The following is a 16026-nucleotide window of genomic DNA, read 5'->3' on the forward strand; positions in this document are numbered from 1 at the left end:
AAAATGAATATAATTGATGCTATTGACAGTAATTTGTTTTTAAAGGAATTGTTTCCTCTAGGTTTAACGGAAGACGTTTTTCTTGGTCAAATTGGTTTTGATGTAGAAGGAAGAATTTCTTTAAATATTCACACGAAACAAAGACCCGAAAAGGAAATTGTTAAGTGGGGAGTTTGGGGAAAAGATTATGATGTCATTGTCATAAAATTACTTGGGCGTGGTGGCAAGTCAGTTAATATAAAGAATTTGAAGAATATTAACTATAGTCCGCTATTTATAGCTCAACATAATGATGGCTATATCATAAAACAAGTATCTGATTCTTGGAGTGTAGAATTTGACTTCGATATAATGATTTTCCAAAGATGCAATGTCTATATTGATGGTGGTGACGATCCAGCATTATAAGTAACTCTATTTAACCGGAAATATCCCCGTGATTTTCCGGTTTTATCAATGATCTAAAGGCGCATAACCATTATAAACCAGCACACACTGGAGCTTATAGACCACACCCTTAATCTGATACGCTTCTTCGTCATTAATAACTAAAGCTCGTATCAACCTGTGGTCCTGCGGGCAGTATGCGGATAAAGAAAGCGGTTCTTTTACAACTGGCACAGCTATTACGAGAGTGAAACGGGGCAGTACTTATCGCCTGATCCGTTGAACTTAGCCGGAGGAGTAAATCCTTACAGTTACGTGCATAATCCGGCGAACTGGATTGACCCATTCGGATTGAATCCATTGAGATTACCAGCACCAACATCTCTAGATCCTTGGGGGAACGGCGCAAAATTAGAATCTACAGTAGTCCCTAAAGGTGGGGTTACTGTTGAAATGGCTATGTCTCCAGGGCAAATTAAACCTGGAGGATGGGCAACCTTAGATCATATTCCGAATGTTGATTATGTAAGAAATCAATTGGCCGTAATTCCTGAATTCAAACCTGAAATATCGCATGTGCAGAAGTTCCATGTTCCAGAAGGAATTCGTATACAAACAGGGCCGGTCGGTCCACAGACTTCTGGAGGGAAAATTTATTCAGGTGGAGGTACCCAGATACAAATCCTAAATTATGAAGATAGAGCAAAATTAAAACCCATTGATGAACCAAGAAGAATTTATTCTAAAAAATGTGGAGGCTAAATGAACATCATTAGTGATTTTAAGGTCATAGATACTCTGGGTGACTATGATAAGGAACGGAATCCTCAAGGATTAAGTGTTTTCGAATTACTTCCTACTGGTATTACATGGGTATATGCAGGAAAAAGACAAGAAATATACGATGACAATAAACTTATACCTCTTATTTTGAAAGATTCCATTGGAATAGCTTTGATTGTAGCTCCTTTTAATAAATCTAAGAATCAAGCATATATTCTAAATCCAGATAACTCACTTAAATGGAATATTAAGGAAATTTTAAATACTAGAGATGTGATTTTTTCAGATGTTTATTATATAAATAATGAATTGTATTTTTTTATCCATATTAATGGGATAGATTTCAGATTTTCATTCGATATTGAATCAGGCTCTCTAGGAGAACTAATTCAATCGTATTAATGAACAAACCGGAAGCTTCGCAAGGCTCCGGTGAACTCACCTTGCTTTATTAGATAACAGCAAGGTGAGATGACCGAACAGTTACATAATTACCGATTATTTACATGAACGTCTACCAGATTCACAAGGCCAGCACCGTAACCCACATCGGACCTTTGCCAACTGAATAACGCGCTAATTCAGTCAATTCACCGGTATATTTATCTACAGAAGAAACTGAAATATGGTCAGACTTTTGACCGGATGCAATTAAGTATTTTCCACTGTGATCAATAGCAAAACCACGCGGCTGAGTTTCAGTTTTATAGTGCCCTACCAACGTTAAATTAAAGCCATCTGGCGAAATAACAAAATGGCTGATCAAACTTGAAGTCCGTTCACTGGTATAAAGGTGACGGCCATCCGGTGTAATATGAATATCCGCAGACCAACGAACACCCGCTAAATCTGCCGGCAATGAATCAATCGTCTGAACAGCCCGGTATTTTTCCCACTTGCGATAAACATCCACCGTAGCATCCAGTTCATTAATACAGTAAATCACCTGCTGATTCGGATGGAACGCCATATGGCGAGGACCCGCACCCATTGCCGTAGTGATTTCCTCAGCACGTTTTTCTGTCAGATAACCCTCTTCTGTCATCTCAAAAATACGGATGCGATCTTCTTTCAGACAAGGAACCAATAGTTGTTTATTATCCCAGTCAATATTAGCCGAATGTGGCGCTTGCAAGCCTGCAATAACATGAACAGGCTCTCCCACAATACCTTGATCATCAATTAGGCTGACACTCAGATTGTTATAACTATAGGAGGCAGAGAACAGAAAACGGCCCTGTTTATCAGTAGAGATATGAGTCGGGCTACCCGGTATTGATGAAATCCCCTGTTGTACCAGTTCCCCACTAGAGCCAATCTGGTAAGTGACAATACTGAATTGCGGCCGGATGCCAACATAAAGATGTTTACGATCCGGACTAACCACCATTGGTTGTACTTCCCCCGGTACATCAACTATCTGAATCAGTGATAACTCACCTTCATTATTCAGGTTCCAAACATGAATCTGACAACTGTTTGGACTCGCCGTATAAACCACTTGTTTCATCTTCACTCCTTAATTGGTTTTATCGGTTAAACTCACCGCACAATTGGTGTAGCTTTATTCAGTTCCAATGTAATATCCTTATATTATATATAGTTATGAGGCTAATTTATGTCATATCGCATCATTGCACTGGATCTGGACGGTACACTACTCGATCCTCAAAAAAATATCCTGCCCGAATCACTCATTGTATTAAATGAAGCACGTAAAGCTGGTATTAAGGTGCTGATTGCCACTGGCCGTCACCATGTCGCTATCCACCCTTTTTATCAGGCTTTGCAACTCGATACTCCTGCCATCTGCTGTAATGGTACTTATCTGTATGATTACCATGAAAAGAAAGTATTAGCCTCAGATCCGCTGTCATCTCAGGAAGCCATAAAAGTTCTCACCCACTTAAAAAACACAGATATTCACCGTCTGATGTATGTGGATGACGCCATGTTATATGAGGAACCATATGACACAGTTCTCCGTACCATGAAATGGTCTGAAACCCTGCCTGAATCTCAACGCCCAACTATGCGACATGTTACTAGCTTTCAACATGCTATTCATGAAGTACAGTCTATCTGGAAATTTGCCACCAGCTCTCCTGATTTAGTCAAGCTGCGGGAAGTGACTGCACAAATCGAAAATGATACAGATCTTTCGTGTGAATGGTCATGGTTCGATCAGGTGGATATTACCAAGAAAGGCAACAGTAAAGGTATGCGTTTGAAACAGTGGGTTGAATCACAGGGAATGAACATGAAAGATGTCATTGCCTTTGGCGATAACTTTAATGACCTGAGCATGCTGAAAGCCGCCGGACTTGGTGTCGCTATGGGTAATAGTGGGGATGCCATTAAAGAGCAAGCCGATCTGGTGACGCTGGACAATACTCAGCCAGGTATTGCCGAAGTTATTCGCAAGTACGTTCTTTAATCGCTTGTCTGACAAAACCACCGTTCGGGGAACCTTTCGATAGGCTCCCCGTTATTACTTTTGGCAGAAATTACAGTTGCCGATAAAGAGAAACACTTTTTATCTGAGCATAAAGCCACTGCCCAGACCGCAAATTAAGTTCATCTCTTGCCCACGGGGTGATCCTCGCCCATAAATAGTGGCCACTCAGTGCCAATTTGACATCGATTTGCCCATTATCAGTAAAAAACTCAACCACTTTCACCGCCAGAATATTACGGATACTACTGCCGCGCGGAGGTTCCAGTATTAATGAAACATCTGAAGCATCTATTCTGATACGCAAATCGGTTCCCGGTTGAGCATCAATTTTCGGCAACCATAAAGCCTGATCAGCGAGCGCTACTGCGGTCATTTCATAACGATTATGATGTTCAACCATTGAAACATTCAGAATGCTACTAAGGGTATCTTTTTGTAACCAAAGACGTAGTGCGCTACTGGCCCAAACTTCTTCTAATCTTCCTGTTGCTCTGACTTTTCCGTTATCCATGACGAGGACATTTTCTACCAGACGAAGAACCTCATCCAGATTATGGCTGACATACAAAATCGGGATGTTGACCTCTTCAGAAAGCTTTTCAAGATAAGGCAATAGTTCTCTTTTACGGGGGAGATCCAACGATGCCAACGGTTCATCCATCAACAGCAGCTCAGGTGCCGTCAATAAAGCACGACCGATAGCAACCCGCTGTTTTTCACCACCGGACAAGGTAAAAGGAAAACGAGATAATAAGTGCTCAATCCCTAGCAAGCTAACAATGCTATCAAATTCCGGCTTCATCACCGAAGACATTCCGTATTGAAGATTACCTTTTACTCGATAATGAGGAAAAAGCCGGGCATCCTGAAAAACATAGCCTATACGACGCTGCTCTGGTGGTAAGCAGATACCTTTTTCAATATCGACCAGTACATGCTCATTAAGGACAATCCGCCCCTTCTGTGGGCGTATCAAACCGGCAATAACATTTATCAGTGAAGTTTTCCCGGCGCCTGAAAGGCCAAAAATAGCGGTGATCCCCTCAGTGGGTAGCTGTGTATCGACCTGTAAATGAAGATCGCCAAGTTGTTGCTCAAAATCCAGCTCTAACATGTTGCTCCCAAACGTCTTCTTCCCCAACGGGTTAACCATTCAGAAACCATCAGTGATATCAACGCCAGAATAATGGCAATGATACACAAACGAGCTGCGGCCGTTTCTGCTCCAGGCGTTTCAATCAAAGTATACATTGCCAAAGGGATCGTCCGCGTTTCACCTGGAATATTGGATACAAAAGTGATGGTTGCGCCAAATTCACCCAATGAACGGGCAAATGCCAAAACAGTACCTACAATGACCCCAGGCAAAGAGAGCGGCAATGTGATAGTAAAAAATACCTTAAACGGATTCGCACCCAACGTCCGAGCAGCTTGTTCCAGCCGCTGATCAACACTTTCCAGCGCCAGACGTATCGCCCTAACCATCAACGGAAAAGCAACAATAGCCGAAGCCAGAGCAGCGCCACGCCAACTGAATGCAAAGCTGATCCCAAACCAGTCATATAACCATTCACCGATAAATCCCCGACGTCCCATACTGATCAACAGCAAATAACCCACGACCACTGGCGGTAACACCAGCGGCAGATGGATGATACTGTCGAGTAATGATTTACCGGGAAACCGGAAACGAGCAAGAATCCACGCCATCAAGATCCCAAATGGCAGACTCAGTAATACCGCCATACCTGAAACTTTCAGACTCAGGATGATGGCTTGCCATTCGTATTCACTCAACATAACCAAAAAATCTATTCCTAAAGTGGGTGAAAACCGTAACGTTTAAAAATTGCAACGGCTTCGGGGGTTTTCAAATATGCATAAAAATTGATAACGGTGGGATTACTATGGTCTTTGATTATCGCCATTGGGTATTCAATAGGCTTGTGGCTCTCCTCTGGGAAGATCCCCACCACTTTGACTTTATCACTCGCAATGGCATCTGAACCATAAACGATACCCAACGGAACTTCAGCGCGTTCCACCAGCGCCAGACCACTGCGCACATTACTGGTACGCGCCAACAGCGGATTAACCGTCTCCCATGCTCCCAAATATTGCAGAGACTCTTTAGCGTAAATACCCACAGGAACATGATCTGGATCGCCAACCGCAAGGCGACCGCCCTCTAACAAGGATTTCCATTTGGTTTGTTTATTAATGTCAACTTTATTGAGTCTATTCACCTTCGGCGCAATCAGAACCAATTGATTTCCCAGCATAGTTAACCGAGTTTCATCAATAATCAGTTTCTTCCCGGCCACATAATCCATCCACTGTTGATCAGCCGAAATAAAAATATCTGCCGGCGCGCCTTGCTCAATCTGGCGAGCCAAAGTGGAAGATGAAGCATAGGAAGCTACCACTTCACCTTTTGTCTTTTGCTTATACTGTAGCGCAATATCATCAAGTGCATTAGTCAACGAGGCAGCAGCGAATAACGTGACTTTTTCCGTAGCCCACACTTGCCACGTCAAAGCAAAAGAAACGACAACGCCGACTAGCAGTTTGCCAAAACTCTTTTTCATTTGTTTTCCACCTGTTTCTTACCCATTAGTTCGTTGTGTATAGCAAGATATAACGTCAAATGGAAGAGTGTTCCAATATTAATCGGCAAATTGTGAGCAACTTTTACTATCTAATTTAATTCGAATTAAAATACTGTAATAGAAAAACCAAATGAATAAAATGGAAATGATTATGATTAATTAAGACAAATTACCCGGTTAATTACCGGGTAATCAGAATAGCATCTGGTGTAAAAAAAATATTAATTTTACTTTTCAGAACGGCCAATACGGGAAACGATATTAAACAGCTCCCCAAGACCATAAATTAAACCTAAAATTCCGACCATCACCACCGGTACCATAACCAGGGCAAAAGCCATACTTTTAATCAACTCAAACATGGCAGCCTCACATAGTGGCTCATTAAATGAGCCAGAAACATAACACATTTTTAACTATAGCGGGCAATACCGCTATAATTAGTACTATTCTAGACAAAAGACAAACAACAGTAACCGGCTAAACGTGCGTTTTTCCGAGTTAGCCAATAAAAATTTACGATTACATTTCCTGAAAAAAACTATTATGCAAGCCGAAATTCTATTGACACTGAAATTACAGCAACGGTTATTCGCAGATCCACGGCGAATATTATTACTTAAACAGATTAAAGTAACGGGCTCTATCAGCCAGGGAGCAAAACTGGCGAGGATCAGCTATAAAAGCGCCTGGGATGCTATTAATGAAATGAATCAGTTAGCAGATGAAATAGTGGTGGACCGTGCTACAGGTGGTAAAGGAGGAGGTGGGGCAAATCTTACCCATTATGGCGAACGTCTGTTGCAACTTTACGATCTACTGACACAAATTCAGCAAAAAGCTTTTGATGTGCTAAAAGATGACCAACTTCCCCTTGATAGCCTATTAGCTGCTATTTCCCGTTTTTCTCTGCAAACCAGCGCCCGTAACCAATTCTTTGGCACAATTACTGACCGTGACCATAATCCGGTACAGCAACATGTCCGCATCTTACTGGCAGATGGTCAAACATCTCTGCATGCAGCATTAACAGAACAAAGCGCTAACCGTCTCGGCTTGGTAGAAGGTAAAGAGGTATTGGCGCTCATTAAAGCACCCTGGGTGAAACTCACTAAAGAGCCGTTCTCTAGCAGTCATTTTGACAATACTCTGACAGGGCAGATCAGTAAACTTGAAACGGGCGAAGAGAGTACAGAAATTATTATTGCCCTTGATGGCGGCGCAATCCTCTGCTCTACTCTGCCTAATCAAGAAGCAAACGACCTGAAACTACATCCTGGAGATAAAATCACTGCACTTTTTAATGCTGACCAGGTAATTATTGCAACTCTGTGTTAAGAATTGCTGCTACCATCACCGAACAACTCAAAATATCAAGGAATATCATGGCATTACGCACCTCACACATCCCTTAGTGTCTAATATTAAATGTTAATTAAAAGTTAATATTGACATTCCGCGGCATTCCGCTTATTTGTTGGAAGATATTTGCGTTGCTTAAAAAGGAATAAAAGATGTCTGAATTGCAAATAACGCAAGGCTGTTTCCGTTTAAGTGATACTCGTACCTTGCAGTTATCATCACTAAAAATAGCCTCCGGCGAAAATTGGGCTTTTATTGGCGCTAATGGCAGCGGAAAATCATCATTATCCCGCGCGCTTTCAAATGAACTAATCCTACTTTCCGGCGAACGAAATTGCTCATTTCACCGGTGCGCCCGCGTCTCTCAAGAACAATTACAAAAACTGACGGAAGAAGAATGGCAACGCAATAATACTGATATGCTCAGTGATAACGAAGATGATACCGGCCGCACTGCGGCAGAAATTATCCAGCTTTATCATAAAGATAATGAACTTTGCCTGGAGCTGGCAAAACAGTTCGGTATTATGGATTTACTCTCCCGTCGTTTTAAATATCTTTCTACCGGTGAAACCCACAAGACATTACTTTGCCAGGCACTGATGGCTTCACCTGATTTGCTGATCCTTGATGAACCTTTCAATGGTCTTGATCTATTTGCCCGTGGTCAACTCGCTGAATTACTGGAAAAATTATCATCAAAAGGAATCGTTCTAGTACTTATCCTTAACCGGTTCAGTGAAATCCCAGATTTTGTTAATCAGATTGGCGTATTAGCGGACTGCCAGCTAACGTCTATAGGCATCAAAGAAAAAGTGATGGCAGATTCCTTGGTGGCTCAACTGGCACACAGTGAAAAATTGGACGGTATTCATTTACCTGAAACAGATGAATTTCCTGTCGATAATCAGCTACCGCCCGATCAACCGCTGATTATCCTGCGTAACGGTATCGTTCAATATAATGATCAGCCCATTTTGCATGGACTAGATTGGCAAGTGAATTCAGGTGAACATTGGCAAATTATTGGCCCAAATGGTGCTGGAAAATCAACGCTTTTGAGCCTGATTACCGGAGATCATCCTCAAGGCTACAGTAATGAGCTGATCCTTTTTGGTCGCCAACGCGGCAGCGGCGAAACTATTTGGGATATCAAACGTCATATTGGCTATGTCAGCAACAGTATTCATCTGGAATATCGTGTCAGCATCAGCGTTCGTAATGTGATTCTATCCGGTTTCTTCGATTCAATTGGTCTTTACCAGACAGTATCAGATCGCCAGCAGCAACTTGCTGATGAATGGCTGGCTTTACTGGGATTATCTGCCCAGATTGCCAACGGCCCGTTTCACAGCCTTTCATGGGGGCAACAGCGACTTGTTCTAATCGCTCGCGCACTGGTTAAACATCCGGCTTTATTGATCCTTGATGAGCCTCTGCAAGGGCTTGATCCCCTAAACCGCCAATTAGTATTACGTTTTATTGATATCATGATTGCTGATGGCGATACTCAGCTACTGTTTGTTTCTCACCATCAGGAAGATGCGCCGCAATGCATCACTCACCGACTGATATTTATTCCTGATGATGACATATATCGTTATAAAACAGAAATAATCAATAACTAAAATATTAAAATAAGATTAATACTGAAAAAAGCCAGCACTGCAAAGTATGTTTATGTCAATCTAGTAGTAATACACATGCAAGCATGCTGGCTTTATCCATTCGTAACAATTATAACGTGTCAAGAAAGTCAAGTAACATAAAGATACCCCCGTTAATCTTTTCTCCGTAAAATAATTTAATTTTAAAAATAATATATTTAAATATTAGAATATTAATTTCATATAGCCAAAAACAATAAAAACAATCCCGTAATCATTTATCTCTAAATTAAATTTAATTCATTCAACCATTCCATTTCACGATTACAATCATTATATAGACATTCATCACATTAATTAAATAGATTACTTAGTGAATTGGGCTTTAGATTAAACTATTATTATGAAGTAAAGTGACAAAATTTTTCCATCAGGTTAAAGATGGATTCTCTGCTATTACATACCAATTAGGAGAATAACAATGAGTGGTCTAAGCGCCGTCATATCAGTCAAGCTTAAACTTGGTAAAGACAGTTATAACGTTGATTTAAATATTCCATCGGCAACCCCGGCTCCTGAAGCACCTTTTCTTTTTAGTGTCGTTTCACCCGAAAAAGATGGACAACCTGCAAATACTTTATTAGAAGTCGCTATCGGTAATTCAGAACATATCTATATTGCCGTTGCACCACCAGGTTCATTATTGAAAGAAACAGGTGTTGATAAGGTAGTGGAAAGTCTTAATGTTGTCGTTTCCGAAGGTAAATACAATAAAACAGACAAGAAATTTGATATAGAGAAAAAATCCTAAATTATCCGCTCAATATTAATCATAAGGCTATGCGTTTAGAACCATAAATAACATAGCCTTAGCAATACATCTCACTATCTGAGGTAAAATATGGGAACACGATTTGAGATTGAAGCCCATTTAGATTGGTGCAAAATATTTGATGGCGAAATGCGTAGCCCAATGCAATGCCAGCTTGCTTTATTCAATAGTTATTCTTTAATCTATATCGATATGACTGCAAAACAGGCAGGAGCTGACAATCTCAATATCTTTAAATTACTTAACCACGCCTTTCATCTTAACTTACCTGAGAAAGAAGCCCCGTTATTAATACAGGATGCAGGTTTTTTTACTTTCTCCAATCATGCCAATCCACCAGAAGCAGAGAAACTGTGTAATATTTTTCCACAAATACCTTTACCAAAGTCAGTGACAGAAATGGAAACGCCGGTATCCCATAGTTGTACCTTCTGGCTAACCTTGCGTTTAAAAGGGAATTATTTATTTAACAACTTAATTGAAGTCGGCGTTAAAAATGGCGATCTACCACAGGCAGACATCTCACTCAGTGGGCGTTTGGATCGGGGAATATCCGCAGGTGAATCAATTAAACAAAGTCGCTATACTGCCGTTCTTCCTGATTTCAAACTATTTAAGATTTTTGGCTTCAATAATTTAATACTTAAATATCAGTTTGATAATTACGCAAAATATGAAATAGCAGGCACTATCACATTAGATTTGTTCCAGAAAACGTATTGTTTTGATGGGGCTTTAAGCGCAGATGAAAAGCAAGTACAGGCATCTTTAAAAATCTGTCATAAAGGCTCAGAAAGCACTATTGAACAGCCCTTTGACGGAAGAATGACTGGCGTCACATTTGATGATTTATCTTTTGGCATTGATTACACCTTTGCCGTGCCAGAAAAGAAACAATCTAAAGTTGGATTATATTGGGTAAAGGGAACAATTAATTATGCAAAATTACCCGCATTAAGTGGATATCTTTATTTTCTAGATAATACCCCCATATTGGCTTCAGTCGCTATTAATAAAGATTTATCGATACATGATATATTTGAGGCATCATTTGCTAATCCCCTTTTCTCCTGGCCAAGTAATTTTATCGATATCGTTTTTCATCCGGGGAGCAACCTTTATTATCGGCGCGAAACAGATGGAGATATTAAACAGGAAAATACGATTATTTCCTCTTTAGCCGAAAAGTCTCTGTTATTAAATCAGGATATTACCCATTATCAGCCAGGATTTCACCTCTATGCCCTGTTTGACATTACATTGATTGAAACTTTGACGCTCAAAGGGGATATACAAATTACCAAAGAAGGCGTCAATGCAGAGATCCAGCTACTTAATCCAATTTCATTATTTGTACTGCAAATTACGGGTTTTGGGCAAGATCCAGGTCCAACCCTGTTTTTCTCTACCGTCAAGGAAAATAAATTCGGCCTTCGCTGTGGGCTGCTGTTTTTTAAACATGATTTTGGTTTAAATGTAGAAATATCAGGTATAAAAGAGAAAACCGGGGAATTAAAAATCAGTGGCTCATTGTCCTCAGACAAAATTTCTTCTCCGTTATTACCCAGTTCAGCGAAATTAGGTTTTTCCTATAGCAAAAGCGCAGGATTTAAAATCACTGACTGGCCTGCATTTAATTTAGATAACAACCAGTTTATTAACTTTATCGAAGAATTAAAAAAATTCTCAAGCAGTAAAGGTTCCAATTGCGGCCAATTAACCCACTTTGTCAATGAACATTTACTCACATCCCGGTTTTCTATTTCCCCGTCGTTTGATACTAAGACGGATAATTCTAGCCAAAACGACCAACTGTATTTTGTGTTAAACGGTAAGTACACCATGACAATGGCAGGAACGGATTTCGTTACTCTCTCCTTCCCAAAAACCGTAGAGTTTTTGCTGCCAAACAACCTCTCTTTAGAGGAATTACCTAATGCTATCGGTGCAGCGCTGAAAAGCGCGGCTGAGTCTTTCATTCAAGGGCTATTGGAAAATCGTGAAGCTATCGCAGCCTTTCTGACGTTGACAGCCGCCGAGAAAGCCGCCGATTATGCCATGACGTTACTGTGTGAGGGATTGGTTGACGCCGCGCTAACAGAAACAGTCCAGAGCGGTGCAGAAGCCTTAGCCGCTGCCGGGGGCGTAGCAGCAGGAGCTGCGGGAGCGGCTATCATAAGTAACATTATCAATAAAATTAAAGATGAAATTGACAACAAACCAATACCTCCCGATCCTCCCAAGCCTGCCGATCCCAAACCGCCTGAAAATTTGTCAGCAATCTATGAGGATCATAAGGCTAAATTCGCATGGGGCTATACGAAAAATGCTGACGGTTATCAGGTCAAATTAAAAGCGCCAAATAACGAAACATTATTCAACAAGAAACTGAATCACAACGATAATTCCGTCATTTTACCTATCAGTCCGGAATTAGCCGCTGGCGTTTATACTTGGTCAGTCGCCGCCACCAGGCAAGACTTTATCAGCTCAGAAAATCAATTACACCAGCATCGTCTGCCAATACCGGAATTGAACATCAATTTAGAAACAAAACCCATTATTGAAAGAGATATTAATCTTATATTGAAGTGGAATTTGGTAACAGATGCCAGTCACTATAACGTACAAATCGAGGAAAATGGACAAATCGAAAACCGCTCAATTGCCGCTCCACAGAATTCAGTGACTATTATTTTTGATAAGCTGAAACCTACCGGGAAATATCGTTTTTCATTAGCAGCATTGAACAACCCCAATTATATTGCCAGCGAATTCTGTCAGGTTCAGCAATGGTCACGTCTGGATACTCCTCAGCAAATTCAGGCTAATTACCAATCTGGCGGCATAGAGATTCAATGGCAATGCTGTCCCGATATTACTCATTATTTACTCAGCTTACTGGCTCCAAACAATTCATGGATACAACAAACCGTGAATTCCACAACTGGACGAGCCCATATTGCTTTACCACCGATCCCGATTGCAGGAACATATCAACTTTATTTAGCTAGCATGCCGGATACCACCGTAACATCAATCCCAAGTATCTGGAGTGATGGAGTGGCAATAGAAGTGGTAATAACACCAGAACAAATTGCACAGTCGGCATATCAACAACAGATGAGTGGCAATGATTGCGGCAAATTGATAATTAAATCCTTGCCTGATCTCAAGGCGCATATGCTCGCAGCAGCTATGGCGCAAGTAGGCTATATAGCAGTAGAAACTGGGCAAGGATTAAAATCAGCCTACCCAGCCATCAACGCCAGCGAAATAACCGAAATACTACTGACCATATATGGCAAAGCATTAACCCTAGAACAATTGGCTCAGAAAGCGTATGACAAACACCTATCCGGCAGTCAATGCGGACAGACATTAATCACTGAATATCCGGCAATCCAAGCCAAAGCATTAGGCAGCGCTATGGCGATGGCAGGTTATCCAGCAACAGAAACCGGACAAGGATTAAAATCAGCCTACCCAGCCATCAGCGCCAGCGAAATAACCGAGATACTACTGGCTATATATGGCAAAGCATTAACCCTAGAACAATTGGCTCAGAAAGCGTATGACGAACACCTATCCGGCAGTCAGTGTGGACAGACATTAATCACTCAATATCCTGCAACCCAAGCCAAAACATTAGGTCGCACTATGGCGCTGGCGGGTTATCCAGCAATAGAAACCGGGCAAGGATTAAAATCAGCCTATCCATCCATCAGCGCCAGCGAAACAACAGCCGTCCTGCTAGAAATTTATGGTAGACGGTAGTTGTATCGCGAGTTTATTTAGTCAACAGATATAAGGAGTATTGCTATGACTTTAGTCTCCAAAGAGATGTTAATGACTCCACTCTACCCCATTGATATCGCTGTTATTTTACGTGAGCTTGACTTTCCTGCTAACGAGATTGCAGTTGCACTGCACAAGCACTTCCCAACGCTTCCTCCACTAGACGTTGGTCAAATGTTGCTTAATCCTAAAGTGTATCCAGCGATAACTCGCTCAGAATTAGTCACAGCCTTGAGTGTCGCTGGCTTTCAAGCCCAAGAAGCTGAGTTAGCAGCCAATATTTTGTATCCAATCACTGTGTCTGTACTTGCGGATAAGGCTTGGCAGAATAGCGGTGTGACAGTCAACACAAATCAGACAACCACAATTACCTATCTCAGCGGCACATGGTCTTTTGACCCAAAGTACAACGATTGCCAGGCAGAAGGAGATAAGGCTCATATTGCCCAGGAAGACTACACGTTACCAGGCCAGCCAGTAGGCGCACTGGTAGGCCGTGTCGGTGAAACCGTTTTTTTGATCAGTCGTGAAGCCAGTGTCCCGAGTGGGTCATCTGGTGAATTACAGCTTTGTATCAACGATGACTTAAAAGGGCGTTATGGTGCCGGATTAACAGATAATAAAGGTAAGCTGGAGGTTAAAATCAGTACACGAGAATAAGCGAATTTGTATTAGATCAAGCTCAACCTGACAGCCACCCGTTGTTTATACAAGTGGCTGATCTGTTCAATATCTTAATAAAGCTTATTTTTCATACCCTATTGAATCAGATCTACACCCTATGGATTTCAAGATGTATCGTGACGACAAAGGAGAGAATCCCCAGGAGCATAGCTAACTATGTGGCTGGAGTGACCGGGTGGCTGGAGTGACCGGGGTGAGCGAGTGCAGCCAACAAAGAAACAACTTGAAAGATGACGGGGATAATAGTACATGTCAGTCATAAGCCTTACCAATAACACGGCTTTTTGTTGACCAAAAATATAATTGTCACCGATGGGTTTCTTCTCCGACCAGTGAAAAAAGCATCGCAATTTGGCTATCATACATTATTATTTTTTGCTCACTAAATAACATCCATCATCGATTTTTGGTCTGCTTTTCAGATCGTTTTTTAATTTGTTAAAAATAAAGGGAAATTATATGATTTGGGGTTTACTTGCTACATCACTAGCGTTATTAGCTATACACCGCACTACTGCACTTATTGTTCTACTGGCTGCGGTTATTACCGGATTCGTCACGCAAACTCTGATCTATCCGGCAATCGCCACTATCGCGATTATTTTTTTGTTAGGTGCGCTACGTATCTATTTTCAGCAAAATAACATCATTAAAATAACCACTGAACTGCTATTACTCGCCTTTGCAGCGGCATTATTTCTGCATCTGCTTCCCGGTTTTAATAACCTGAAATATCTCGATAAAATTCAGGTAGGCCCTCATAGCGCCCCATTCTCACTCTATTTCAACTTTGACAAAGCACTCATTCCTTTTCTGTTGCTATGTTGCATGCCTGGCCTATTTACAATAAAACCACTAGCCAAAATTCAGCCTTATGCATGGATAATCTTAGCTATTGCTATTCCCGTCCTGTTGAGTATCGCAACAGCTCTTGGAGGACTAGCGGTTGAACTGCATATGCCACAATGGTTACCGATGTTTATATTGGCGAATATCTTCTTCGTTTCTCTGGCGGAAGAAGCGCTATTCCGAGGTTATATCCAGCAAAGATTGAGCCAGTGGATTAACCCCTATTTCGCCCTGATCATCACCGCTTTAATGTTTGGCGGCGCACACTTTGTCGGCGGTCCACTATTGATGATTTTTGCCACACTTGCGGGATTAATATATGGGCTGGCATGGATGTGGAGTGGCCGTCTGTGGGTCGCTGTTGGGTTCCATTTCGCGCTCAATTTGGTCCATTTGCTGTTCTTTACTTACCCAATCAAGTTGGTGACCGTATTATAACGTGCCAAACTTGACCGGTGTCTATTTCAGCCATCTGCAAGAAGTTCAGATCTTCAAGCAAATAAAGTTTGAAACAAGACTATATACCCAATGGATTTCAAGATGCATCGCGACGGCAAGGGAGCGAATCCCCGGGAGTATAGATAACTATGTGACCGGAGTGAGTGCAGCCAACAAAGAGGCAACTTGAAAGATAACGGGTATAGATTGCGGTTCTGG

Annotated in this window: 16 protein-coding genes; 10 read left to right on the forward strand and 6 right to left on the reverse strand. The window is 41.4% G+C overall.

The window, feature by feature from the left end:
- The first annotated feature begins 3 nt into the window (after positions 1–3).
- Positions 4–408 carry a hypothetical protein gene (locus tag TI10_RS11485; protein ID WP_049583498.1) on the forward strand — a complete coding sequence of 135 codons (405 nt, stop codon included), beginning with the start codon at positions 4–6 and terminating at the stop codon, positions 406–408.
- A gap of 45 nt (positions 409–453) precedes the next feature.
- On the opposite strand, the gene TI10_RS26805 is transcribed toward TI10_RS11485, so the two are convergent.
- On the reverse strand, positions 454–621 hold the full coding sequence (locus TI10_RS26805) for a DUF7706 family protein (protein WP_422615683.1): 168 nt from the start codon (positions 619–621) through the stop codon (positions 454–456).
- Between the two features lie 219 nt (positions 622–840).
- Between TI10_RS26805 and TI10_RS25965 the strand changes: the two genes are divergently transcribed.
- The gene (locus TI10_RS25965) at positions 841–1149 is read left to right on the forward strand and encodes a hypothetical protein (protein WP_244161583.1); all 309 of its coding nucleotides are present in this window, start codon (positions 841–843) and stop codon (positions 1147–1149) included.
- Positions 1150–1572 (forward strand): hypothetical protein, encoded by a 423-nt coding sequence (locus TI10_RS11495; RefSeq protein ID WP_049583500.1) that lies wholly within the window; start codon positions 1150–1152, stop codon positions 1570–1572. It abuts the gene before it with no gap.
- A 121-nt stretch (positions 1573–1693) separates the two neighbouring features.
- Here the strand turns inward: TI10_RS11495 and pgl are convergent, their stop codons facing one another.
- Positions 1694–2680 carry a 6-phosphogluconolactonase gene (gene pgl, locus TI10_RS11500; RefSeq protein WP_049583501.1) on the reverse strand — a complete coding sequence of 329 codons (987 nt, stop codon included), beginning with the start codon at positions 2678–2680 and terminating at the stop codon, positions 1694–1696.
- 108 nt (positions 2681–2788) lie between these two features.
- On the opposite strand from pgl, the gene TI10_RS11505 reads away from it, so the two are divergent.
- Complete coding sequence (locus TI10_RS11505; RefSeq protein WP_049583503.1) at positions 2789–3607, forward strand: pyridoxal phosphatase; 819 nt, start codon at positions 2789–2791, stop codon at positions 3605–3607.
- A gap of 70 nt (positions 3608–3677) precedes the next feature.
- On the opposite strand, the gene modC is transcribed toward TI10_RS11505, so the two are convergent.
- The 4 genes from modC to TI10_RS23725 all read right to left on the reverse strand — a co-directional run bounded on the left by modC (position 3678) and on the right by TI10_RS23725 (position 6599).
- Positions 3678–4742: a molybdenum ABC transporter ATP-binding protein ModC gene (gene modC / locus TI10_RS11510; protein WP_049583504.1), complete on the reverse strand. Its 1065-nt coding sequence runs from the start codon at positions 4740–4742 to the stop codon at positions 3678–3680.
- Positions 4736–5428: a molybdate ABC transporter permease subunit gene (gene modB, locus TI10_RS11515; RefSeq protein ID WP_049583505.1), complete on the reverse strand. Its 693-nt coding sequence runs from the start codon at positions 5426–5428 to the stop codon at positions 4736–4738. The genes modC and modB overlap by 7 nt, the downstream gene beginning before the upstream one ends.
- Positions 5429–5445: 17 nt before the next feature.
- A complete protein-coding gene (gene modA, locus TI10_RS11520; protein WP_049583506.1) occupies positions 5446–6216 on the reverse strand; it encodes a molybdate ABC transporter substrate-binding protein in 771 nt (256 codons plus the stop codon).
- 248 nt (positions 6217–6464) lie between these two features.
- On the reverse strand, positions 6465–6599 hold the full coding sequence (locus TI10_RS23725; RefSeq protein ID WP_074525014.1) for an AcrZ family multidrug efflux pump-associated protein: 135 nt from the start codon (positions 6597–6599) through the stop codon (positions 6465–6467).
- Between the two features lie 184 nt (positions 6600–6783).
- Here TI10_RS23725 and modE point away from each other — a divergent pair, with 184 nt between their 5' ends.
- From modE to TI10_RS11550, 6 genes are all read left to right on the forward strand, one after another.
- Positions 6784–7575: a molybdenum-dependent transcriptional regulator gene (modE, locus tag TI10_RS11525; RefSeq protein WP_049583793.1), complete on the forward strand. Its 792-nt coding sequence runs from the start codon at positions 6784–6786 to the stop codon at positions 7573–7575.
- Between the two features lie 176 nt (positions 7576–7751).
- Positions 7752–9227, forward strand: a complete 1476-nt coding sequence (gene modF / locus TI10_RS11530) for a molybdate ABC transporter ATP-binding protein ModF (RefSeq protein ID WP_049583507.1) — start codon at positions 7752–7754, stop codon at positions 9225–9227.
- A gap of 460 nt (positions 9228–9687) precedes the next feature.
- Positions 9688–10017, forward strand: coding sequence for a hypothetical protein (locus TI10_RS11535; protein WP_049583509.1), 330 nt, complete (start codon positions 9688–9690; stop codon positions 10015–10017).
- Between the two features lie 90 nt (positions 10018–10107).
- A complete protein-coding gene (locus TI10_RS11540; RefSeq protein WP_049583510.1) occupies positions 10108–13815 on the forward strand; it encodes a hypothetical protein in 3708 nt (1235 codons plus the stop codon).
- A 45-nt stretch (positions 13816–13860) separates the two neighbouring features.
- On the forward strand, positions 13861–14496 hold the full coding sequence (locus tag TI10_RS11545; protein ID WP_049583512.1) for a hypothetical protein: 636 nt from the start codon (positions 13861–13863) through the stop codon (positions 14494–14496).
- Between the two features lie 486 nt (positions 14497–14982).
- Positions 14983–15807, forward strand: a complete 825-nt coding sequence (locus TI10_RS11550; protein ID WP_175445348.1) for a CPBP family intramembrane glutamic endopeptidase — start codon at positions 14983–14985, stop codon at positions 15805–15807.
- The last annotated feature ends 219 nt before the right edge of the window (positions 15808–16026 follow it).

It is taken from the genome of Photorhabdus luminescens subsp. luminescens (assembly GCF_001083805.1).
Classification (GTDB): Bacteria; Pseudomonadota; Gammaproteobacteria; order Enterobacterales; family Enterobacteriaceae; genus Photorhabdus; species Photorhabdus luminescens.